Origin of the sequence: Paractinoplanes rishiriensis (genome assembly GCF_016862375.1) — a bacterium.
Classification (GTDB): Bacteria; Actinomycetota; Actinomycetes; order Mycobacteriales; family Micromonosporaceae; genus Actinoplanes; species Actinoplanes rishiriensis.
The window spans coordinates 15712-37344 of record NZ_BOMV01000116.1 but is presented as its reverse complement, the minus strand read 5'-3'; the positions used below and the strand labels follow the sequence as shown (position 1 = coordinate 37344).

The 21633-nt window shown below is 70.8% G+C and carries 17 protein-coding genes and 1 pseudogene; all 18 read right to left on the bottom strand.

The window, feature by feature from the left end:
- Nucleotides 1-47 precede the first annotated feature (47 nt).
- Nucleotides 48-1397 carry an FAD-dependent oxidoreductase gene (locus tag Ari01nite_RS47115; RefSeq protein WP_203790991.1) on the bottom strand — a complete coding sequence of 450 codons (1350 nt, stop codon included), beginning with the start codon at nucleotides 1395-1397 and terminating at the stop codon, nucleotides 48-50.
- A 430-nt stretch (nucleotides 1398-1827) separates the two neighbouring features.
- Nucleotides 1828-2559: a hypothetical protein gene (locus tag Ari01nite_RS47110; RefSeq protein ID WP_203790989.1), complete on the bottom strand. Its 732-nt coding sequence runs from the start codon at nucleotides 2557-2559 to the stop codon at nucleotides 1828-1830.
- A gap of 528 nt (nucleotides 2560-3087) precedes the next feature.
- Nucleotides 3088-3654 (bottom strand): hypothetical protein, encoded by a 567-nt coding sequence (locus Ari01nite_RS47105; RefSeq protein WP_203790988.1) that lies wholly within the window; start codon nucleotides 3652-3654, stop codon nucleotides 3088-3090.
- Between the two features lie 387 nt (nucleotides 3655-4041).
- Nucleotides 4042-4974 (bottom strand): GGDEF domain-containing protein, encoded by a 933-nt coding sequence (locus Ari01nite_RS47100; RefSeq protein WP_203790986.1) that lies wholly within the window; start codon nucleotides 4972-4974, stop codon nucleotides 4042-4044.
- Nucleotides 4975-5151: 177 nt separating this feature from the next.
- The gene (locus Ari01nite_RS47095; RefSeq protein ID WP_203790984.1) at nucleotides 5152-5439 is read right to left on the bottom strand and encodes a DUF5983 family protein; all 288 of its coding nucleotides are present in this window, start codon (nucleotides 5437-5439) and stop codon (nucleotides 5152-5154) included.
- A 311-nt stretch (nucleotides 5440-5750) separates the two neighbouring features.
- Nucleotides 5751-6980, bottom strand: coding sequence for a Rossmann-fold NAD(P)-binding domain-containing protein (locus Ari01nite_RS47090; RefSeq protein ID WP_438872306.1), 1230 nt, complete (start codon nucleotides 6978-6980; stop codon nucleotides 5751-5753).
- Between the two features lie 273 nt (nucleotides 6981-7253).
- Nucleotides 7254-8054 carry a hypothetical protein gene (locus Ari01nite_RS47085; RefSeq protein ID WP_203790982.1) on the bottom strand — a complete coding sequence of 267 codons (801 nt, stop codon included), beginning with the start codon at nucleotides 8052-8054 and terminating at the stop codon, nucleotides 7254-7256.
- A gap of 144 nt (nucleotides 8055-8198) precedes the next feature.
- Nucleotides 8199-9002, bottom strand: coding sequence for a hypothetical protein (locus tag Ari01nite_RS47080; protein WP_203790980.1), 804 nt, complete (start codon nucleotides 9000-9002; stop codon nucleotides 8199-8201).
- 25 nt (nucleotides 9003-9027) lie between these two features.
- Entirely contained in the window at nucleotides 9028-9744 is a 717-nt protein-coding gene (locus tag Ari01nite_RS47075) for a hypothetical protein (protein ID WP_203790979.1), read from the bottom strand.
- A 676-nt stretch (nucleotides 9745-10420) separates the two neighbouring features.
- Nucleotides 10421-11119, bottom strand: coding sequence for a DNA-methyltransferase (locus Ari01nite_RS47070; protein WP_239163637.1), 699 nt, complete (start codon nucleotides 11117-11119; stop codon nucleotides 10421-10423).
- A gap of 199 nt (nucleotides 11120-11318) precedes the next feature.
- Nucleotides 11319-12065: pseudogene (locus tag Ari01nite_RS47065) on the bottom strand (GP88 family protein); the annotation flags it as partial.
- A 146-nt stretch (nucleotides 12066-12211) separates the two neighbouring features.
- Nucleotides 12212-13354, bottom strand: a complete 1143-nt coding sequence (locus tag Ari01nite_RS47060; protein WP_203790977.1) for a replication-relaxation family protein — start codon at nucleotides 13352-13354, stop codon at nucleotides 12212-12214.
- Nucleotides 13351-14226 (bottom strand): adenine nucleotide alpha hydrolase family protein, encoded by an 876-nt coding sequence (locus tag Ari01nite_RS47055; protein ID WP_203790976.1) that lies wholly within the window; start codon nucleotides 14224-14226, stop codon nucleotides 13351-13353. The genes Ari01nite_RS47060 and Ari01nite_RS47055 overlap by 4 nt, the downstream gene beginning before the upstream one ends.
- Nucleotides 14223-16793, bottom strand: coding sequence for a type IV secretory system conjugative DNA transfer family protein (locus tag Ari01nite_RS51200; protein ID WP_275410950.1), 2571 nt, complete (start codon nucleotides 16791-16793; stop codon nucleotides 14223-14225). Before Ari01nite_RS51200 ends, Ari01nite_RS47055 begins: the two co-directional genes overlap by 4 nt.
- A 20-nt stretch (nucleotides 16794-16813) precedes the next feature.
- Nucleotides 16814-18646 (bottom strand): VirB4 family type IV secretion system protein, encoded by a 1833-nt coding sequence (locus Ari01nite_RS47045; protein ID WP_239163635.1) that lies wholly within the window; start codon nucleotides 18644-18646, stop codon nucleotides 16814-16816.
- 6 nt (nucleotides 18647-18652) lie between these two features.
- The gene (locus tag Ari01nite_RS47040; RefSeq protein WP_203790975.1) at nucleotides 18653-19597 is read right to left on the bottom strand and encodes a PrgI family protein; all 945 of its coding nucleotides are present in this window, start codon (nucleotides 19595-19597) and stop codon (nucleotides 18653-18655) included.
- Nucleotides 19598-19709: 112 nt separating this feature from the next.
- The gene (locus tag Ari01nite_RS47035) at nucleotides 19710-21137 is read right to left on the bottom strand and encodes a hypothetical protein (RefSeq protein WP_203790973.1); all 1428 of its coding nucleotides are present in this window, start codon (nucleotides 21135-21137) and stop codon (nucleotides 19710-19712) included.
- A 1-nt stretch (nucleotide 21138) separates the two neighbouring features.
- Nucleotides 21139-21480: a pilin gene (locus Ari01nite_RS47030; protein WP_203790972.1), complete on the bottom strand. Its 342-nt coding sequence runs from the start codon at nucleotides 21478-21480 to the stop codon at nucleotides 21139-21141.
- Between the last annotated feature and the right edge of the window lie 153 nt (nucleotides 21481-21633).

The window sequence follows — 21633 nt, the reverse complement described above, 5'->3', positions numbered from 1 at the left end:
TCCGCTCCTGGTCTGATCTGTCGGCTCGTCGAGCGTGATGGTGGTGGTCAATTCCGCGTCGCCGGGTCGAGGGTGGCGGCCAAGGCCGCCGTCTTGGTCGCGGTACGGAACATCGCGACGGCGTTGGCGGCGATGTCGGCGATGCCGTCGGCTTGCTCCCTCTGGGTGAACGGCAGCCGGGCGTGCGGACCGATCTGGAATGCGGGCAGGTCGGCGTGCCGGCGGGCCACGACGGTGCCGTCCGGTGCCGCGTATTCCTCGAAGTCGCCGGCGTAGAGTCCGCTGATGGTCGCCGTGGTGTTGCCGGTGCAGGCGACTGCCAGGTCGTAGCTGCGGCCGTTGATCAGTGCCGATCCGAGCAGGGCGATCGGCTGCGCTCGCCGGTTGCGCACGGCCAGCCGCTGCGCGCCGTGCCGGTCCGGGCGTAGATAGCGGCCGATGGCCTGGTATCGGCCGCGAATGTCCTGTTGCCAATCGTCGCAGGTGGTCGGCAGGTCGCCTGCGTACCAGTCGACGCGTTCAACGGTGTCGAGGGCGGCGGCGGCCAGCAACGGTGCCGGGCCGATGCCGAGCAGGGCTTCGACGGCGCATTTGCCGGAGTCGCCGCCTCCGATGACCGCGACGCGTCGCAGGCCACGCAGCGGCCACCGGCCGGTCAGGCGCTGCATGAATTGTGGGAAGGTGCAGATCGTGGCGCCGTTGGCGAGGTCCTGATCGGTGGGGTCGCCGAGTCCTCGCGCGTCAATGATCCGCGCGGCGAACAGCGGACCGCGGTCGGCGATGTCGATCTCGACGCCGGTGCCGTCTCGGGTGACGGACCCGACGGTCGCGCCGGTGACGACGTCGGCGTACTGCGCCAGCGTGAGACGAATGACCAGCGCCATGTCGACGTTGGTCTGGTACTCGGCCATGGATACGTTCGCGGCTTGGATCGGCGCGCCGGGCAGGTAGTTCAGAGCGGAGCCCTGGTCGCCGGCGAGTCCCGCGTTGCCAGCGCGGTTGCGGGAGTTGAGGTAGAACGTCGGCCGTGCGGTCATCGCGAAGGTGCCGCCCGGCCTGTCGTGACGTTCGAGCACCAGCGGCTTCGGCAAGCCGCTCAGGACGCGTACCGCGGCGTACACGGCGGCGTGGAATCCGCTGCCGATGATGAGCTCACGGTCGGTGTCGACCGCGTCGAGCAGGTTCTGCCGGCGCGCTTGGTCGACCCAATAGTCGTCCAGGAACGCGTCGGCGAATGCCCGACCGTGGGGGTCCAGGGCGATGCCGGTCAGCTGGGCCGCAAACGGGCTGTCAAACTCGGACTGCCGTTGCATCATCGCCCGCATGCCGCCGGAGACTGACTTCTCCGCGGCGACGGCGGCCAGCAGGGATTCGATCTGTGCGGAAGGCTCGAACATCGGCTCCGCATCCTTTCTTCAGGATCCGGGCGCCGGCGCCGGGCCACGCGCCACCCACCGGGATGCCTCCCGGTTTGCGGCACGCGGCTGGCGCGGTCCCGGAAGGATCACTTCGGATGGTTAGCTCGGGGTCGGCGAGGCCAGACCCTCAGCAGTGCAGCGATCGGCCGGCCTGGGCCGGCGTGGTGGTTCAGCTGCCGGCGAGCGGTCGCCGCGCAGCTTTCGATGCGGTTTCTGCGGGCCTGCAGTCCGGCTGCACCCCACCACCTGCACGCAACGCGCCGCGCGATGCCTACCGTGGCTCGGCTGCGTACAAAGGGCCGACATGCAGTCCCGATCAATCGGTCCACACCGGGCCTGGCGTTCCTCCGTCAAACAACACGTCAGAGTGCGCCGGTGGTGCGCCGGTCGCCCGGTGGGAAAGCCAGCATCAGCTGCTATAGATGGCGTGGTCGTCGACCGTGAGGTGGATGGCCGGTGTGCCGTCCGGGCGGCGGATCCAGGTGTCGGCGTCGCCGGGATACACCGCGATGTACAGGGTGCCGTCGACGGCGGCGTGGGCCACGACGTGCACCCCGGCGATCACCATCGACGGGTTCGGCTCGGCGAACGTCCCGGCGGTGACGATGGTGCCCAGGTTGGCGGCCAGAGCTGTCACCGCGCGGGAGGAATGCAAGCGCCGGAACTGCTTGGCGCGCCGGCGCCAGGCGTCGCTGTCGGCCAATGCGGCGTCGCCGGGTCGTTGATCGGCGAGGTCGGCCAGCAGGTCACACAAGCGGGCCGCTTCGCCGAACAGGGTGGCCCGGGTCAACTCGTCGAACAGGTAGGGCCGGGGCTGGCCGTCGGGATCGCGTACTTGGAACGCCCGCAGCCGCAGTGCCCGGGAGTCATCGTGCAGGTCCAGCTCATAGCGGTAGTCCAAGTCACCGACCAAGGCGGGGTCCGCGGCGCTGTCGGTGACGTCTTCGCGGGGCAGGGTGCCGGGGTAGGCGTCGGCGTAGGCCAGCCAGGTGTCGGCGGTGAGCCGATACCGCTGCTGGTCGGCCCAGGCCACGAACTCGGCGACGGCGGGGATGAGGTAGTCGGGGTGGGCCCAGGGCGCCCAGTACGACCGGGTCTGGGCCTGGCGGTCGATGATGGTGACGACAGCTTGTGCGCCCATCACACGAGTTCTTTTCTCGAGATCAAGCGCTGGCGCAGCCGGACGCGCGGTTCTCCTCGCCCGCCGTACCTGACCAGGTGGGGGTGTGAGGTCAGGCGGCAGGCCGAAGTGGGATCGGTGGCCGGGTACCGGGTCGAGCCGGAACGACGGCGACGGCCGCAGGCAGGTGACGGTGTTGCCAGTCGCGAGCGGTGTCCGGGTCGGCGCCGAGCTTTGCGGTGCTGGGCTGGGCCGGCGGCCTGGCCGATGCCGTTGTGGGCGCCGCGGGCAGCGTGCGGGTGCGCCGGGGCGAACGGGTGGGACTGCGGTGACGGGTTCATGACGGGTGTCCCTTCGCATGAGGGAACCCGGGCGCAGCCGTGACGGCCGTGCCCGGGTTCGCGTGGTCTCGCGGGTGGCCGGGCAACGGCCGACGAGCACCCGCGCGGGAAAGGCGCAGGTGCCGGGTGGTGCACAGGATCGGCAGGTCACGACGGCAACCCGTCGGGACGTGTGCCGGTGACCTGGACTGGCTGACCGCGGCCGCGGTCAGTCGGTAGTGGTCACCATGCGGTTGCCGCTGGGGCGCACGGTGACGTCGAGCAGGAACATCCACCGGCGGTGTCGGCGCTGGATGATCAGGTAAAGCTCGTCGCGGTGCAGCGGGTAGCCCGACAGCGGGTCGTGGCTGCTGTCGGCGCGGAACCGCAGCCGCAACACGTCGCCGGTCCGCAGGAACGCGGCGATGGATTGCCAGATGTCGTTGAGGGCGGCGGTGTCGATGACGGTGGCCGCGGCGGCGCCGGGCAGCTGGTCGTGCCAGCGGCGACCGCTGTCGAAGCCGGCGATGTCGGCGTCGACAGTGATCCGGCGGTGCCGTACGAAGCCGGCCGCCTCGGGGAAGGCCCGTTGCTGCTGGGCGGTGTAGATCCGCAGCCCGTCGGGGGCGGTGAGGGTGGCCTGGATACTGCCGAGCCCGTCCTGGGCGCGCACGGTGATGGTGTCGGCGTGGCGCAGGGCCTTGACATCGCTGTAGTAGAGCAGGCCGTGCGGGTCGGGGCCGTCGTCGGTGTGCCCGATTCCGGGTGGGGGGTCACGCTCGGGTTCGTCGAGCATGCTGATCACATCCCTGGGAACAGATCGGTGCTCAGCCGGGCTCGCGTGCCGCCCTGCGCGGCTCCGGCTGAGGGACAGCTGGTGCTGCGGGCGGGCTTCGATGGTGCCGGCGTGCGGCCTGGCACGAGGGTGACCTTCTACTTCGCGTGGCTCGCCGGGAGCAGGTGGCCGGTCGGGCCAGTTGTTGCCGGAGCCTTTGCGGCCGCGGTGCGTTCAGTCGGCCGGTGGGAGGGGTAGTTCCTCCACGGTCTCGATCTGCCGGTCCGGTACGCCGTCGGAGTTCTGCGGTATTTCGTGGGCTGCGAGCAGCTGATGGAGGGCGGGCCCGACCGGTGCTGTGGCCAAAGCGTCCAGGTCGAGGCGTCCGCCTTGGGCGTGACTGCGGTGTCAGTCCTGGCAGTTCGGCGCGCTCGATGGTGGCGTTGTACGAGACGCGCACCGACCAGGAGATGGCGATGCGCGGGACCCGTCCGGGTGTGCCGGTGTGCGCACGGCCGCTGCCGGCGCGCTGGTGATGGCCCACGTGGCGACGCTCGCGCCGGGCGGGTTCCCGGCCGGTTGCCGGTCGCGGGGGCGGCTGGTTGGGCGGGTGCCGTCGGCTTCCGGGACGCCGTCACGCTCGGGTTCGTAGGTCAGGATGTGGTTGCCGCCGGTCTCCTTCGCGGTGTACATGGCCGCGTCAGCGCAGGCCAGCACATTCCAGGCGTCACCGGTGCCGGTGTGGATGCCGACGCTGGCCCGCGGTTGCAGGTGCTGACCGCCGATGGTGGCCGGTCCCGCGAAAGCCGACCCGATCATCGTGGCCAGTTGGGCTGGGGTGGTGGTGCCGGGCACGAGCAGGGTGAATTCGTCGCCGCCCTGCCGCACGAGGGTGCCGCCGGTGGGCACCGCGCGGGACAGTCGCCGGGCGACTTCGGTGAGGTATTGGTCGCCGCCGGCGTGGCCGAAGGTGGCATTGACCCAGTGCAGGCCGTCGGCGTCGGCGACCGCGACCGTCACCGGCAGCCGTTCGCAGGTCGCGGCGGTGAGCAGGTCGTCCATCACTGGCCGAGTGGGCAGGCCGGTGAGTGTGTCGGTGTAGGCGGCGCGGACAGCTGCGGTGACCTGGCGCCGGTGCCAGGTGTCCACGTGATAGGCGCCGACGACCATCAGCGTCATGTAGACCTTGATGACGGCGACCAGCAGCAGCGCAATGCCGGCATGCAGTCCGTACGCGATGCCTACGGCGGCCACGGCGGTGACGGCTGTGGTGATGATCGTCAGGGTGTGCGGGACGTGGTCAGGTGCCCATGTCGGGGCCTGACGGGTCGTGGTCGGCATGGGACGGCGCTCCTCTCTATGGCAGTGCCCGGGGACAGAACGTCGTTCGTGGGACGAGCCCTCGGCGGATGGGTGGGTCCTCGGGCAAGACGCAGACGACCGCCGTGCATACGGCGGTCGCAGAAGGTCGGGCGGGCAGGGCTGTGCGCGGGGGTCAGGTGGTGGGCCGGACTGTGTTCACTGATCCCAGGCTGGCAGGGCCTGGTCGATGTCGGCGTCGGGGCCGATGAGCACGTAGTCGCAGCCGAGACTGCGGGCGTAGCGCAGGATCGCGGCCATGGTGGCCGGACAGTTGCGCAGCGTGTACGGCAGCTGTTGGCGGGCCGGGACGTGCAGCAGGACACCCACCGCGGTCCAGGAGACGGTCAGGCCGGTGATGGCCGCCAGGGTTTCGGCCAGACCGGGCGGCAGGTGCCGGTCGGACAGCTCCAGCAGCAGCGGAATCGGGTCGATGACGAGCTCCATTTCTCTGTGCGAATAAGAAAAGGTCGGCGGGTTGCTGGCCGTGATCGGAAGCGGAATTCCTGAGGCAGCGACCACGCGTGCCGGGTTGTTGCCCGCCGCGCCACGAGGACGCCCCGCGTGCTGGTGCTCAGGTAAAGAGACGGATTCTCGGATCGATCGGCCGGCCGCCGCGTGTTCCTGCCCGCGTGACGGATTGCGGCCCGGCGGAGCAGGCGGCGCACCCGGCTGAACACGTGCCGGGTGGGGCGGCCCGCGGGTGGTGAGGTGCGAGAGCCAGCCCGCCGCGATCTGGTGCAGGGGGCTTAGGTCGTTCAGCCGGCAGCGGCGGCAAGGCTGCGGGTTGTGACTTCGCAGTGGCGGGTGCCCAACCCGAGGCGGTGCCCGATGGTCGGGCCCAGCCGGACGGCGGTGACCGCAGCGGGCAAGTGCCGACGCTGCCAGCCAGTGAGCGCAGCGGGCAGGTCGGCGCGGTAGGCGCGGTGCTGACGCAGAACAGCTGCCAGGCCGGCGGCCTGTTCGATGCCGTTGTTCGCGCCGCGGGCGGTGTGCGGGCGTACCGGGGCGAGGGCGTCGCCGAGCAGGACGGCGTGGCCGGCGCCGATGGGCCACACCATCTGGGTGGGCGGGTCGATATCCAGCATCGGCACCGCCATGCGCAGGTGGCTGGCGTGCACGACGTCCGCCTGGTCGGCAGGCAGGTGCAGGGCAGCGTAGGTGTCGACCTCGTGACGCGCGGCGGGGCCAACGTGGTGCGGCAGGGCGAAGACCCGCCGGTGAGGCGAGGCCCCGAACAGATCGGTGTAGCGCTCGGCGCTGGCATTGAGGTAGAACGTCCAGTCGCAGCCACCCGGAATCGGGGCGATGTTGAACTGCACGCCGGGGCACGGCTCCAGGCGCAGGAACTGCGACAGCTCGGTCGGCAGGTGCGAGGTTTGGCCTCGGTGGCCGACGTAGCCGGCGTAGTGCAGCTGCCGGTGCGGGTCCAGCAGTCGCCGCCCGACGGAGGCCCGGCCGTCGGCGAACGCGACCAGGTCGGCCGGGGCGCTGGCACCGTCGGCGAAGTGCAGGACCGGCATCCCGCGCGTCTCGGCCAAACCGGTCACTTTCTGACCGTGCTGCACGACGCCGGCCGGGAGCCTGCGGGTCAGGGCGTCGTGCAGCAGTGGCCAGGTGGTGAAGCGGCCCGGGTAGACCCGCCGGGTCACCCCGCTACCGGCCGCGTCGTTGCCGGTGATCTGGGTGATCGTCTCGAAGCGGAACTTGACGAACTCGTCCTGGTCGATGCCGAGGCGGTCGAGCACATCCAGCGACGAGTGCTCCAGGGAGATCAGGCCACCGCCGAGTGTCGCCGCAGCGGGGGCGGCTTCATAAACGGTGACAGCATCGAACCCCGCTTGGATGAGCAGCAGCGCCAGCGTCGGGCCGGTCAGTGAACCGCCGATGATGGCGATCCGCGGCTGGCGGGCCGGTGCGTGTAGGGCCACCGGTCGGCGGCGGTCGTAGCCGGTGTCCGCGGCGATGTGCGGGAAAAGGTGGCTCACGTCAGGGCTCCTTTGCTCGAAGGCGTGGTGGGAGCCCGGGCGCGGCCATGCGGCCGTGCCCGGGTTCGCAAGGGGTGCGAGTGGTGGCCGGGCAACGGCCGACGGCGCCGAGGGCGGCGCCGGGTGTCTTGCAATGCCTTTGGTGCGACGTGCGGGACGCGAGGGCCCGCAGGTCGGTGAGTACCGACTGGTCCTCACCCCGCTGGTGGGCACATTGCGGACGTGCACGTACGGCGCCAGGCGGTCGCCGCGGTTGTCGTCCTGGACGAATCGTCAGGAGTGCAGTGACCAGGTACCGGGGCGCGGGCCGTCGAGCGGGTAGGACGCGATGTGCTGGTGCTCGGGCACCGGATGGTCTGCGTGGGACGCCGGGATGGTGCCGTCGTCTCGCAGATGTGCGCCGCAGCCGGCAACGGTGCAGCGGCGTACGTCGGCGTGGAACGTGGCGGCGTAGATCAGTCCGCTGCCAGTACGCACGAGCAAGCTCATCGGCCCGTCCTTGCTGACCGTGGCCGTCGCGCCGAGGTTCATGGTGATGATCGCCGTCAGGGCCCGCTGCCAGCTGTCGGCGGCGTCGAGGAACTGCAGCGAGGCGGGGCCATAGACGGCCCGAAGTTGGTCGAGGTGGGCGGACACGGCGGTGACCACGTCGATGGCGTCGCTTGCCCACTCGATCGTGCGCACGGCCGGCCGGTAGTCCGGCAGCGGCATGTGCGGCTCCGGCACCGTCGGGTCGTCGTATCGGCGGGGCATCAGGTTCATTGCCAGGTCCAGAACGACTACGGCCTGGGTGCCCCACTGTTCAGCCCGGCCGATGGCCGCGCTGATGATGGCCTGCCACTGGGTGGCGGGCAGCGCGTAATTGTCGGGCCGGATTGCAGAGCTCGCAGCAGCGGGGTTGCCAGCGAGGATCGCTCGGTAGAGCGCGCGGATCGTGTCTTCCAGAAGCTGGCTGGTGCTCGTGGCTTCGCGGATCACCGTCAGGATGTCGGTGATGCTCTCGTCACTGAGTACGTGCCGGATCGGGCGGTTCAGGTTGGTGTCGGCGGAATCGGTCGGGTGCGCGGTGGACATCAGATACTCCTGGGATTTCAGGGACCGCCCGGCCGCGGATGCCGCACCCCTTTTAGTGGCTGCGGCAACGATCGTGACCGGGCCAGAAAGGGACATCGGGTTTGTTCAGCGCAACGGCGTCGCCGGAATTGGAGCTAAGGAGAGCTAGCGGTGGCAGGTGACCGCGACGACGACGGTCGTCGGGTTCAGCGCCGTCAGATGACCGCGGGCCTGCTGATGGAAGCTGGCTCGTTCGTTCAGTGACTGTTCGACCAGCAGGTCGGTCCAGGACGGCACCAGCAGGTCACCGTCGAGGCTGAGCAGGCCGCCGCCGTAGGTGAGTACGCCGGTGAGGTAGTCGGCGTAGGTGACGGCACCGACGTGCAGCGCGGACAGGCCGGGGCCGTAGCAGTCGCCGTCGAACCGGTGCGCCGCCACGGTGCCGGCGTCGTGTCGCAGCATCGCGGCGACCTGCGGTTGGGCGGCGAAGTCGGACAGTGCCGCCTCGAGCGGGTACTGCTCGGGTTCGCTGTGGTGGCGGTCGAGGAACGGCCACCACGGGGCCGCTGCCGGGGTGTCCTGCACGATCTGCGCCCACCGCGCGTGGCCGGCCACCGCGACCGTCAGAAGCCGCTCGGCGGTGGTGTTCAGGTCCAGCAGCCCGATCGGTGCGCCCGCGCAGGTGGAGATGGTGTCCCGGCCGGCGGTGATGCGCGGACTGATCAGCAGGTGCTGTTCGGCGTGGCCGGGGTGGCGCCAGAGCGGGAAGTGGGCGTTGTCGAGGGCGGCGTGGCCGGTGACGGCGTGACCGGCGAGCCGGGCGCGGGCCTCGCCGAGGGCCTCGATGCTCGTGCGGCCGGCTCGGGCCGGCAGGCAAACCAGCATGGTGGTGCGGCACGGCTGGTCCCACCGGTGCCGGCGGGCACGCTCGGCGAGCGGGCCGCGGTAAAGGGTGTCCAACACGGACATGACGGCTCCTTCGCTGATTGGGACGTTAGGCGGCAGGGGTGGTGACGGCGTACGCGGTGATCGGCTGGTTGGCCGGCAGCGCCGCGAGGTGGTGGTTGGCGTGGTGCAGGTAGGTCAGCTGGTCGTCCAGCCGGGTGCTGGCGGGGATGAGGATGCAGCCGTCGGCGGTGGCGAGACCGTCGGCGGCGACGGCAGCCAGCTGGCCGAGGGTGGCGTAGGTGTTCAGGCCCTGTTGCAGGGCTTCCAGCTCACCGGTCGGCAGAGCGTTGTGGTGCAGCGCGTTGAAGGCGCGCATCGCCAGGATCCGGGGCTGGGTGAGGTAGTCCTGCTGGGCCTGGGCGATCGGGTAGCGGGCCGGGTCGGCGATGTACCGGTCGGCGAAGACCCACCAGGGCCGCGCGATGGGGGTGCCGGCGACGATGTAGTTCCAGTGCTGCCAGGTCTGTGCGGCGGCTGCGGCGGCGGCGCGGCGCATGCCGTCGAGGTCGAGCAGACCGATCGGGCCTGCGCAGGTGAAGCCGTGGTGGACGTCGAGGTGCTTGCGGGCGCGGCGGCCCGGGGCCGGGAAGCGCAGGACCGTGCCGAGCACCGTGTAGCCGGCGGTGGCGAGCCGGGCGTGGCCCAGCGCGGGCAGGAACTGCGGATCGGTGTTGATGGGCAGGCAGACGATGACGGTTCGCGCGGGTGCGGTGGTGCCCGACGAGCTGCCGTCGGGAGTGGCGGTCGCGATGGTGTTGGACATGATGGTCCTCCTTCGGTGATCGCATGCGGGCACGCAGAAGGCGCCCCTCGGAAATGCGCAGGGCTGTGTGGCGGGTGAAGGTGGTGGTGTAGATGGCTGGCAGATCCGACAGGAAACCGATCCGTGTGGATCGCTGACGGCGGCCGTCGTGACGGTGCGTCGGTGAGCCGATCGGGCGGGCGGTGTGGCCCCGGAGCGGGAGGGCAACCTCGCGGGTGACAGCCTTCTGCTGTCGTGGGCGCAGAAGAAGCCGGTAAGGTGCTTGCCGGTCAGGCCCGCGATGGTGTCGCCCGGGGTGGTGCCTGTGAGGCGCGAAGCCGCGGTGGTCCTAGGTGGTGCGGGTTGGGCGGTGGGCGCCGGGAGGAAGATCGCAGCCGACCGGTCGTATGGCCGGTGGGCACGTGCGGTTTCCGGACCGCGGCGGGCAGAGCCCGAAGTGGTGCGAGCGGTGCGATGTGGGGGTTCAGGTGAAATGAGCTCTCACCGTAGCCCGCTAACCCAACTGGTTCCGGTGGCGCTGCCCGGCCCCGCACTTGTGGGCTGACCAGCGAAGTTGCCGTGTTCCAGGAACCAATTGGGTCAGGTTGCGTGCGGGTCTGGTTGGTCAGTTGGGTTCGGATCCCTCAGTTGGGCCTGGCGCCGGGCGGCTAGGCCACTGGTGTTACGGGAGGGCGACTCAGGTGGTGGCGAGCCAGTGGGCCGAACGGGTGCAGTGCGCTTCGTCGGCCTCGATCAGGATCGCCCGGCAGCCGGCGGCGCGGGCCGCGATCGCGGTCGATCCCGACCCGGAGAACGGGTCGAGGACGACACCGCCCGGCGGGCAGCCGTAGCGGATCAGCAGATCGAGCAGCTCGACCGGTTTCTGGGTCGGGTGGATCGCCGTTCCGTGCGCGGAGCGCACCCGGACCACGGAGCGGGCCAGCCGGGTGGGTCCGTAGGTGTAGCCGGCCGATCGGATGCGGCCGGTGTGGGTCGGCTGGCTGCGGTGCGCGATGGTCGCCGACGGCCGGATCTGACCGGGGACGGTGGGAACCTGATGGTGAACGGCCGACCAGCGGCCGCGGTACCAGTGGGTCACCGTTTCGTGGACGCGGCGGAGCCGGTCGGTGCTGAAGCCGGACCCGTTGTGTTTCTCCCAGGTCCAGTGGTCCTCGGCGGTGTCGGCGGCCGGTTCGAGGTCCTGGGAGAGCCGCCATCCGGCGGCGGCGAATTCCTGGCCCCGGTAGGGCGGCATCGCGAACTGGCGCAGCGGCAGGAAGCACCACATCGCGTTCGCGACGCTGGCGGCGGCAGTCAGCCAGCCGGCGGGCCACCGGTCCCAGCTCAGCGAGGTCTGCTCGTACGGCGGATCGGCGATGATCAGATCCGCATACAACTCGGGTAGCAGGTTGCGGCAGTCGCCGAGGTACAGCGTGACGGTCTCGTCGGCGTAGTACGGCTCAACCCTGGCCAGGTCCCGGCTCCTCGGAATGCACCGTCGCGGCCCTCACCGCGCCGGAGGAACGCCCGCCGGACACCCGCGCCGGGGCATGCGCGATGGTGCCGCTTACGTGCGCGCGGCCGGTGCCGCAGGTGCGGCGGCGACGGGCGGCACGGGCTGCGTCGGCGTCGGCTTGCAGGTCGCTGAAGCGCCGGCCCTGCATGGCCTTGAGAAAGGCGCGGATCCGGTTGGCGGGAATCCCGACCAGGTGAGGGCCGAGGACCGCGAGCAGGTCGCTGGCCTCTTGTGAGGACCAACCGGCGTCGGCGATGGCTTGCTCGTCTGCGAACACGTCGGCGACCCGGTCGACGCCGGGATTCAGGTCCCGGTCCTGGGTGCCGCCGTAGGAGTACACCCACAAGAAGTTGGGCGGCGGGTCAGCCTCGACGATGCGCCGGAACCGGTCGACCTCCTTCGTATAGCAGTACAGGTGCAGGTCGGGACGGGCCCGGCATATCCGCAGCCACGCCCGCAAGTAATCATCGGAGAAGAAGTCGCCGCTGTCATGGATGCGGATCCACGCGCCGTTGAACCGCTTCGCGGAGAGCTCGGCCAGCATCGCGGCTTCCCAGCCCGGCAAGTCGTCGAGGACGAATGCCAGGTTGGCCTGGTGTTTGTTGCGAACCACCGGCCACAGATAGGTGCCCTGCCGCGCGTAGCACAGGCGAGCGCAGATCCCGGCCGACGGGCACGTGTTGTAGGTCCGGCCGTCCGGCAGCCGGCCTGCCCAGGCGGGCAGGGTCCAGTTCCAGACGCCGATGGCGCGTAGTTCGCGGTTCTGGGTCAGCAGCCGCTTCGGCCGGGTCACCGGCGAGTCGGTTGTCGGTGTGGGGTTAGTCAATGGACTCCTCAAGGGTTGGGGTCAAAAAGGAGCTGCGCCCGCCCTGCGAGCGCCGGTGATGAACCGGCACCAGCTGGGCGGGCGCAGACGCGCAGAGGGCGGCGCCCGTGCGCGGATGACGCCGCCGAGATCAGTCGGCGGCGGATTTAGCCGAGCAGGTAGAGCGGGTCCTGCTCGGGAATGGGCGGTCCCGGGTGGAAGCCGCCCGCCACGCCGATCTCGGCGGGCAGGTCGGTCAGCCGGTGGCGGCGGCGGCCGTTGCCGACCAGCCGCCAGATCGGGCCGGTCGGGTCGCGGTGCGCTGGCGCGTGGGTGGCGGTGGCCACCGTGACGCCGATGCGCCCAGCCCTCGACAGGTGCTGGTGCAGGTGGGTTTCCCGGTCGGGGCCGGGCAGCAGGATCAGCACCGGCCAGCCGGGGCCGCCGGCCTCACGCAGCCGCCGGTACGGCGGCAGTTTCGCCGCGACTACCGGCAGGGATTCAGTGCCGGTGTCGAACTCCAGGAACCAGGCGACCGTCGCGTCACGGTCCTGCCAGACGCCGTGGCCGTCCGGGTGCACCCGCCGTCCGGTGGCACCGGCGATCACCAGGCCTGCCCACCACCGCGTCAACCGCCCTCTACCGCGGCGGGAGGCGGCGATCAGGTCGACGAAGAACTGGTTGGTGCCCACGGTGTGGACCAGGTGGGAGGTCGCGGCGACAATGCGGTCCTGCGTTTCGCGTAGAGCTTTCGCCGTGGGTGCCCGGCCACCGGTGGCCAGCGCGACGTAACGCGCTGACAGTGGCCCGGCGATCCAGTGCACGGGCAGACGAGTGCCGGGCCTAATCGGCTGGAACCAGTCAATCCAGCCCAGGCGGCGCAGCACGTTGAGCCGGTTGCGGCAAGTCCGCGGCGAGGTGAACAGCATCGCCGTGACCTGCTCGGTGGTCAGCGTCCGATGCTCGTGCAGTAGATGAGCGAGGACGTAGTCACGGGGTTCCAGACGCGGGGAGATCGCCGCGAGCGAGGGAGCCGGTGACGGGGTGCGGCGGGACGTCGGACCGGAGGGACCGACCCCCGGTCGGGAGGTATCCCCCTCAGGGATATTTCGGGGCCGGTTGGCCGGCCCCGATACGGGCCTTGAGCTGGGCGGTTGGGTGCCGGCCGGGGTGCTGTCGCGGTCTGCCGGCGTGCCCGGGGGTAGACCCGGCCCGGAACCCGGGCCGGTCGAAACCGGTTTCGGCCCGCCGGCCCTGGTGCCGGCCGCTTCAGCACCGGGCTGAGTCCCGGTGCGTCGGCTGCCGGTCACCGTGGGGTCCGATCGGGTGGGGCGTCGAACTCGGCTGCGGCGGTGGGATGCGGGCACGTCCACGGCCCGCAACCCTGTTCCTCGTCCTCGTCGCCGCGTTGAGGCCGTAGTTGCACCTGCTCGAGCGGGATGCGCTGCCGGTGCAGAAAGAATCGTCCGCGCAGGGGTTGGCCGGCCGCGTTGGCCCGTGCAGAGCCGCGGCGGATCGCGGCGTCGAACGCGACGGCGTCCGACCATCCTGCCGGGTCGTTGTCGCGGACCTTCACCCATTCCAGGTCCGACCGGTACGGGCAACCGAGGCACGCCGACCGTGGGGTGTCCGCCAGTCCGTGCTCGGCTAAGAACGCCGAGCAGTCACCGCGCCGCCACCCTAGATCGAGCAGGGGGAAGGTGTTGCGCATGTAGGCCACGTCCGCGTCGCGTGCCCGCTGGACCTCATCGACCGAGATACCGATGGCCATCTGCACGAACACGCCGGCGGGGACCCGCGCCGGGTACGGGTAGCCGAGCCGTCGCCGGACTTCTGTCTTAATAGGACGAATTTTGTATTCCGAGGTGCACTGGCGCCTAGCCATACCTCTCTCGCCGTCTGGGCCGAGGGTGAACAGCGGCATGGACGCGAACCGGTGCTGCGGGTTCAGGGCGTCGTCGCGGATGTTGCCGGCCGACACCCGCACGATCGGGGTCCCGGCCGTTGCGGCGAGTTCCTCCAGGCGCCGCAGATGCGAGTAGACCGCGGCCGGCTCCCAGCCGGTGTCTGCGAAGACGGCTGCGTCGAAGGATGGGATCCGCCCTTGGATGGCCAGGAGCAGCAGCGTCGAGCTTTGGACACCGGCACCGAGACTCAAGTAACGCGCGACGGGACCAGTCATGCGACCGCCCCGGACCCATTCGTGGAATCGTCGGCCTCTGGCGCAGCGTCGCCCGCCGTTGTTCGGCCGGCCGGTCTGGCTTTACGGCGTGCATTGCGTCGGGCGAGTTGCTCGATCGCGGCCGGTTGGGTGTCCTCGGGCCGGGCGACGGCTTCGCGGATCATGCTGGCCTGCCCGACCACGTCCAGCGGCGGCCGGGTGCGCAGGGTGAACGCGGCGGTCTCCCGGGAGTTGACGACAAGCCGGGCGGCGCCGATGTAGGCGTCCAGGTGCGACAGGTCGTGCTCGTCGAGCTGCGGAATGGTGTGCCGGGCGAGCTGGTGGGCGTCTTCCGGGGAGCAGTTGAAGAACAGCTTGTTGCGGGCGTTGGCCGATAGCGCCAGTTGGGTTTCGCGCGGCAGTTGGGTGAGGTTCTGGTGGGCCAGGACCAGCGAGAGGTGGTAGCCGCGGGCCTCGGCGAGCATGTCGGTGACCGACCCGGCGAGATTGAGGATGTTGTGGGACTCGTCGATGTAGCAGGTGGCGTCGCGGCGCTGGTCCTCGGGCAGCCGGGCCCGGGCGGTCGCGGCCTGCCAGACGCTGGCGAACACGAACGAGCCCATCAGTTTGGCGGTTTCCTCACCCAACTGGCCTTTGGGGAGCCGGGCGATGAGGATGCCGCCGTTGAGGACCTTGCCCATGTCGAAGCTGGACTTCGGGACGCCGAGCGTGTTGCGTACGAAGTCACGCAGCAGGAAGCTCCGCAGCCGCGCCAATACTGGGCCGATCACCTGGGCCCGCAGCGAGGCGGGGGTGGACTCGTACCACTCCCAGAACCCCTTGAGCCCTTCCGGGTCGTCGAGTCCGACGGTGAACGGCGCCCGGAACTGCTTGTCGTTGAGCAGCGGCGGCACCAGCGTCAGGTTGGCGTTGGCGTGCCGCATCAGCGTCAAGCACGCCACCCGCAGCACGTCGTCGATGCGGGGTCCCCAGTGCCTTTGGAAGATCTTCGAGAAGATCGAGACGATGTTGTCGACGACCAGGTCGTCGTCGAAGCCGGACAGCGGGTTGAGGGTGGCGCCGCGGGGCTGGTCGGGGTCGATGATGACGATCCGGTCGGCTATCGAGGCGGGAAGCCGGTCGAGGATGTCCAGGGCCAGGTCGCCTTTGGGGTCGATGACGACCACGCCGCGGCCGGCTTTGACGTCGTCGATGGCCATGTGGCACATCTCGGTGCTCTTGCCGGAGCCGGTGGCGCCCAGCACGTGGAAGTGTTGGCGGGCATCGATCAGGTTCACGGCGACGGAGTGGCCGCCGACCTCGGCTTTGCCGAGGATCTTGGTGCCGCGTCCGCCGGACGGGATCGCTACCGGTGCCGGCACGGCTTTGGCGCGGGCCCGGTCGAGCCCGGCGACGGCGACGTCGGTGGGCAGGGCGGCGATGGTCGCCAGTTCCTCGGCGGACAGCAGGAACCCGCGCCGGTACCGGCGCGCGGCCAGCGATGGAGCCGGGACCGCGAGTTTGAGGCGGCGCAGCCGGTTGCGGCCGCTGTAGATCCCGTACGACGAAGCGATGCCGTGCGCGGTCGTGGTCAGCCGGCGCTTCAGCGCGTCGGGCACCTTCTCGTCGCGGCGGTGCCCGGTGTTCGCGGCGGCGTAGCGGATGGCGACTTCCCACTGTGCGGTGATGCTCTTGTCGATCGCCGGCCGGGCGTCACGATCCCGGATCGGGTCCGCGGTGGCGGCCCGCCCGCTGCCGTAGCCGGGGCGGGCGGGCCTCGGCGGGCGGCCGGGGGTGAGCATCTCCGTGGTGACGTTCAGCAGGCCGCGTAGGTAGGTGGTCGGGTCGAGCAGCCCGCCGCCGGGCGGGGTGCCGGTGCGCAGGCCGGCTGCGCCGCGGCGCAGCGCGGCGGCCCGGCGGGGGCTGGCGGGGCGGGCGAGGATCTGCACGCAGGCGGCTTCGGTGCGGTGCAGGTCGGTGCCGGCGGCGACCAGGGCGCGCATCGGGTCGGCGTCGTGGTCGGTTTCCAGGGGGTACCAGGCCGGCATCGCCGGGGCGAGGGCGCCGCCGACGGCGAAGGCGTCGGCGGGGATCGGTGGCTGGGCGTCGGTGACGGTGGCCGCGGCGCCGGGCCAGGCGGCGCGGGCGGCCGCGGCGACGGGCCCGGCCGCGATGGTGCCGGGCAGCCACACCACGACGGTCAGCTCCCGCCCGGCCCACCGGTATTCCAGGGCGACGTGCGGGGTGCCGTAGAGGAGGCGCCGCCACGGTGTGGGGGCGAGTAGTTCGAACAGGTTGGCCCACCAGGCGGCGACGCCGGCCGGGTCGACTTCCGGCGGTGGGGTGATGTGGATCTGGTGGGCGTGTGAGGTCAGCCGCCGGTGCCGGGCGTTGTCGATCCCGACCCTGATGACGGTGAGGATCAGGACCAGCCCGATAAGCAGAAGGGCCGGCCACCAGGGATGGTGGCCGGCCCAGGAGAGCGCGGATTCGAGTTGTGGCAGCCCCGGGAAGTGCAATTCCGGGGGCCCGTATCGCGGGGGTGGCGGCGCCGGATCAGGGCTCGCCGCAACAACAGTGGTGAACAAGATGGATGCTCCCTCAGGGGTTAGAAGTCGGTGTCGTCGAGCAGGTCGGCCAGGCCGGCGCAGAGCTGGTGCTCGCGGGCTGACGCGACGGTTTGGAACGCCACCCGATGAGCTCCGGCCAGTAGCAGGGCTTCGCCCCGGCCGGCGGCCAGCAGCATGCGGGCCTCACCAGCGGTCAGCGCAAAGGTGTCGGCGATCAGGTCGATGGCCTGGGGTGCCTGGCGCATCAGGATTTGGGTGGCGGCGTTGGCGATGACGGCCTGGCCGAGTTCGGAGCCGAGCAGGTCGGCGGCGTCCTGGGTGATGACCGCGACGCCGGCGCGCCGCTTGCGGGCCGCTTTCGCCAGGCGATACAAAAACTTGGCGCCTTCGCCCTCACGAAGCAGGGTCCAGGCTTCGTCGACGACGACCAGTCGGCGGGAGCCGATGCCGTCGGCGCGGCCGGTGGGGACGTCGACGTCGCGCCAGATCGCGTCGAGGGCGAGCAGCATGCCGGGGCCGCGAAGCTCGTCGGCGAGCTGCCGGGTGGACCAGACCACCAGATGCCCGCGCGGGCGGAAGGTGGTGGGCCCGTCGAACAAGTCTTTGAACGAGCCTTCGGTCCACGGCGACAGCCGGGCGGCCAGGTTCTGCGCCGCCGCTAGGTCGGAGGACTCCAGGGTGGCGGACAGGTCCCGCAGCAGCGGGGCGGGCCTGTTCCAGGTGGCGGGGTCGTTGGTGATCCCGGCCGTCGCGTAGGTAGCGTTGATCGCCCGGTCCAGCGCCGAGCGTTCGGCCGGCGGCGGCTGCTCACCGAGCAGCACCGCGACCAGGGTGTGTAGGAACATGGCGCGGCGTTGCAGCCCGTCGGGGCGCTGTTCGCCGGGCGGGATGTCGAACGGGTTGACCCGGATGCCGGGCATCCCGAGCTGGATCGCGGTGCCACCGACGGCGTCGCACAACCGCAGGTACTCGTCCTCGGGGTCGATGATCGACACCTGGACGCCGTCGTACAGCGACCGCAGCGTCTCCAGCTTGACCAGGTACGACTTGCCGGCGCCGCTACGGGCGAGCACGACGGAGTTGTGGTTGTCCTGGTTCCAGCGGTCCCACCACACCACCCCGTTGGAGGCGATGTTCACCCCGTACAGCACACCGCCGGCCGGTACGCCCTCACCCGGCAGCGGGGCCGGCAGGTCGGCTGAGGCCAGTGGGAACGACGCGGCGAGGGCGTCGGTGTCGAAGACGCGCCGCATCCGCAGCAGATCGGTGGCCACCGGCAGCGTCGACAGCCAACCCTGCAACTGCCGCCAGGTCGCCGGCTGGGTGTCCAGCAGCACCGACGCGGCGGCGGCCCGCACATCGGCGACGGCCTCGACGAGCTCTTCTTCGGTCGGGGCGTGGACACACAGGTAGTGCCCGACCCGAAACATCCGGGACGCGCCGCGGGCGACCCGGTCGGCCAGATCCGCGGCGTCCTCGGCGGCGGCCTCGGTGACTGGATCAGCGAGCCGGCCCTTCTCCGCGTCGGCGCGCCGGTTGGACTCCAGCCGCGCCCGCTGGGTGCGCAGCCGCCGGGCGGCGGTCGCGGACGGGATCGGTTCGATGTGTTGCACCACGTCCAGGCGCCCGGGCCAGGACAGCAGCGGGTCCAGCCAGGCCATGCCGACCTCGGACGGATACCCGGTGATGATCAGCGTGGCGGTGAAGCCGTCACCCACGTGCAGCTGCCGGGGCCCGGTCTCGATCGCCGCCGGCCCGAGCACGGCGCCGAGGACGGCCTGGTCCTGGGCGGCCGCGTCGTCGAGCTGACCACGGTGTCCCCACCAGCGGCGCTTGCCGCGCTGCCCGGTTTTCGGTTCACGTCTGCTCATGACGCGTCACCTGCGGTCCGGGTCGGCGGCGGTGACCGGGTGCTGGGGCAGCGCCCGGGGCCAGCTGGCGTCGGTCGGCTGGTACGGATCGGTCGCAGCAGTGAGCACCGCCGCGGCGGTCTCGCCGTCCAGGACCCGGGCCTGCGAGCCGAGGCTGGCCAGCGCGGCAGCGGTGTGTTCGGCGTGACGCATCGCCTCCGCTGCGCTCGCCCGTTCGCCGGTCGCCGTGCAGGCCAGGGTGACGGTGCGCCATAACGGGTCGCGCTGCTCACCGATGTCAAGCAGATGCTCGGCGTAATCCAGGGCGGCATCTGCGAGGGCGGGATGCGGCAGGGTTTCGGCGGCGTCGGCGATACGCTGGGCGTGGCTGGTCAGATCGACACGCTGCGCCGACACGACGATCTGCACCGGCCCGGTCAAGCTGTTGAGCCATCGGGCGTAGCCGCCGACCGCGGCGGCCTGCTCCGCGCCGGTACGCAACCCGACGTTGACGGTGGTGGCCGCGACCAGCGCGGCCGAGCCGCCGTCGCCCAGATCGATGACCCCGTTACCGGCGATCGCCACGGCCGGCAGCCGCAGCACCGACGGCGCCGGCTCCGGCGTCGTGGAGCTCGCCGGGGCCCAGCCCGGTAGCGGTGCAGCCACTTCGGGCGCCGGAGCCGTCCGGCGCGGGGCGCGGAGGTGCATAACGGCCGCCCACAGCCAAACGTCCATCGGCAGGCCGTCACGACGTGCCAGCGCGACCGCGGTCGCCACGCCCAGGATCGGCATCACGGCCGCCACCACCAGCGGCATCGGCAGCAGCCGGTGCGTCGCAGAGAACAACAGGTAGCTGACCGCGGAGGCGACGGCCAGAATCGCGACCTGCCGGGCGGTCAACTGGTAGAAAACGCGGTCCGGCGCCTCGATATCAGCGGGAATGCGGGCACGAACCTCAAGATCAGCGTCCATCAGACAGTCCTCTCAGCGGGAAAGTGCAGGAAGGGGATGACGGCACGGACGGTGCCGCCTGATCCCGACCACCGCGGCGGCACGAGAGCAGACGGCACCGCGGGCGCGTCGGTCAGGTCCGGCGTCGTGGACCTGGCCGGCCACCTGACGGCGGTTGCCGCGACGGGTTCTGCCACATCGGGCGCATTCGCGGCATCGCGGTGCCCGGCGTGGTACCCGGCGGCACGACCGGCCGGGCTGGGACCTGCCGGGTCGCGCTCGGAGGTGGCGATGTCGTGGGGGTGCCGCCCCGCCACGCAGGTCGGGTCCGGGGCATCGCCGTGGCCGGTGTGGTGCCCGGTGGCACGACCGGCCGGGCGGTGCCCGGTCTAACCAAGCTCGTACCGGGCGCTGTTCCCGGGGTGCCGCCCCGCCACGCGGGTCGGGTCCGGGGCATCGCGGTGGCCGGGTTGACGCCCGGCGGAACGATGGGCCGGGTCGTCGGGCTGCCACTGCCCGGCGCCGCGGCGGTGGCGCCAATCCGGCGAGGCGTGGCTGTTTGCGGCATACGCGGCCGCCAATACGGGATCGCGGTGGTGGCCGCATTGGGGCCACCGCCCGTGGCGGCGCGTGCGGCCGCGCGGCGCCCGGTCAGCGCGGCACCGACACCCTTGAGCGGCAGCCGGATCATGCCGGTGAGTTGCTGGATCACCAGCATCCGCAGGAACATCCCGGCCGCGTTGCGGCCGCCGGCGCTCTGCGTGACGTACTTGCGCATCAGCCCCGGAATCTTGATGGTGATCCAGAGCAGGCACGCGATGATCAGCAAATTGAAGACGCCGGTCGGATCGAGCGGAAAACCCAGGGCCGCCACGTTCGCGTCCGGACTCAGGAAAATGTTGACGGTGGTGTGCAGCGCGAACGCCTGCAAGGTCACCGTTCCCAGCACCCCGCCGATGGAGCGCCACCACAGTCGGGCGACCGGATCGGTGAACGGGGTCGCGTGGCAGGACAGCGCGATCGGCGAAGCGCCGACCAGGAGCACCAGCCAGCCGATCCGGACGATGAAGCTGACCAGCAGCATGCCGGCCAGCACGGCGATCATCAGCCCGATACAGACAAGGAGCAACCGCTCGCCGTCGTTGGTCAGCGCACCGACCACAATCCGCAACAGCTGGGCGAACGCGTCGCTGGTGTCCAATGATCCGGCGACGGCCCGGGTCAGGCTGTTGCAGATCACGATCAGCTGGCTGCAGATCGGCATCGCGAAGTTCGCGGCGACGAACCCGATCACCAGACGAGGTACCAGTTCGTCAGCACCGTAGCGGACCTGCACCGTGTGCTGGGTCATGATCAATACCCCAGTGGCGACGATCGCCAGCACGAAGCAGGTGTTGACGACCGCCAGAGAGTTGCCAGCCACCGCCTGCACCTGCGGCAGGGTGGTGACGTCCGGGAGGACGAATACCATCCGCACGAGCAGTTTCCACAGCACGTCGATGGTGTCGGAGACGTGCGTCAGCAGCCAGATGAGGATGCCGTCGGCGAGCCAATCGGCCATGTCAGACCTGCACGATGCTGGACAGGATGGTCATCAGCACCGGCGAGAGCAGGGCGAGCGCGTAGCCGATCCCGGCCGACTTGAAGCTGCCCTTGGCCCGTTCCATCTCCGACGGATCGCCTTGAGCCATCATGTAGCGGACTCCGCCGATGGTGAGGAACAGGGTGGCGACGGTGCCGATGATCCCGCACACCCACCACCGCAGGTGGTTGATGACCGTGGCCAGATCGTAGGTGGCGGGCGGCGGTACCGGGGGTGCCGCATGCGCGGCCCCGGCGGCGAGCAGGAGTGTGGCGGTGGCCGCGACCGTGATCACGACACCTTTGATGATCTTGTGATGCATGGGTGGGTACACCTCCCGCCCCGCGCTCGGGCGGGGCTTTGCGAAAAGGGATGGGAGGCGTCACCGCAGGACGTCGGCGAACAGCAGGCGGGACCGTGGGAGCCCTTGCTCCTTCACAGATCCGAGAGATGAGGGGGAACACGACCAGCTCGG

Bases quoted from the DNA above. Each gene is read 5' to 3' on its own strand.
- Ari01nite_RS47115 (WP_203790991.1), bottom strand. From the start codon at position 1,397: ATGTTCGAGCCTTCCGCACAGATCGAATCCCTGCTGGCCGCCGTCGCC.
- Ari01nite_RS47110 (WP_203790989.1), bottom strand. From the start codon at position 2,559: ATGGGCGCACAAGCTGTCGTCACCATCATCGACCGCCAGGCCCAGACC.
- Ari01nite_RS47105 (WP_203790988.1), bottom strand. From the start codon at position 3,654: ATGCTCGACGAACCCGAGCGTGACCCCCCACCCGGAATCGGGCACACC.
- Ari01nite_RS47100 (WP_203790986.1), bottom strand. From the start codon at position 4,974: ATGCCGACCACGACCCGTCAGGCCCCGACATGGGCACCTGACCACGTC.
- Ari01nite_RS47095 (WP_203790984.1), bottom strand. From the start codon at position 5,439: ATGGAGCTCGTCATCGACCCGATTCCGCTGCTGCTGGAGCTGTCCGAC.
- Ari01nite_RS47085 (WP_203790982.1), bottom strand. From the start codon at position 8,054: ATGTCCACCGCGCACCCGACCGATTCCGCCGACACCAACCTGAACCGC.
- Ari01nite_RS47080 (WP_203790980.1), bottom strand. From the start codon at position 9,002: ATGTCCGTGTTGGACACCCTTTACCGCGGCCCGCTCGCCGAGCGTGCC.
- Ari01nite_RS47075 (WP_203790979.1), bottom strand. From the start codon at position 9,744: ATGTCCAACACCATCGCGACCGCCACTCCCGACGGCAGCTCGTCGGGC.
- Ari01nite_RS47055 (WP_203790976.1), bottom strand. From the start codon at position 14,226: ATGACTGGTCCCGTCGCGCGTTACTTGAGTCTCGGTGCCGGTGTCCAA.
- Ari01nite_RS47045 (WP_239163635.1), bottom strand. From the start codon at position 18,646: ATGAGCAGACGTGAACCGAAAACCGGGCAGCGCGGCAAGCGCCGCTGG.
- Ari01nite_RS47040 (WP_203790975.1), bottom strand. From the start codon at position 19,597: ATGGACGCTGATCTTGAGGTTCGTGCCCGCATTCCCGCTGATATCGAG.
- Ari01nite_RS47035 (WP_203790973.1), bottom strand. From the start codon at position 21,137: ATGGCCGATTGGCTCGCCGACGGCATCCTCATCTGGCTGCTGACGCAC.
- Ari01nite_RS47030 (WP_203790972.1), bottom strand. From the start codon at position 21,480: ATGCATCACAAGATCATCAAAGGTGTCGTGATCACGGTCGCGGCCACC.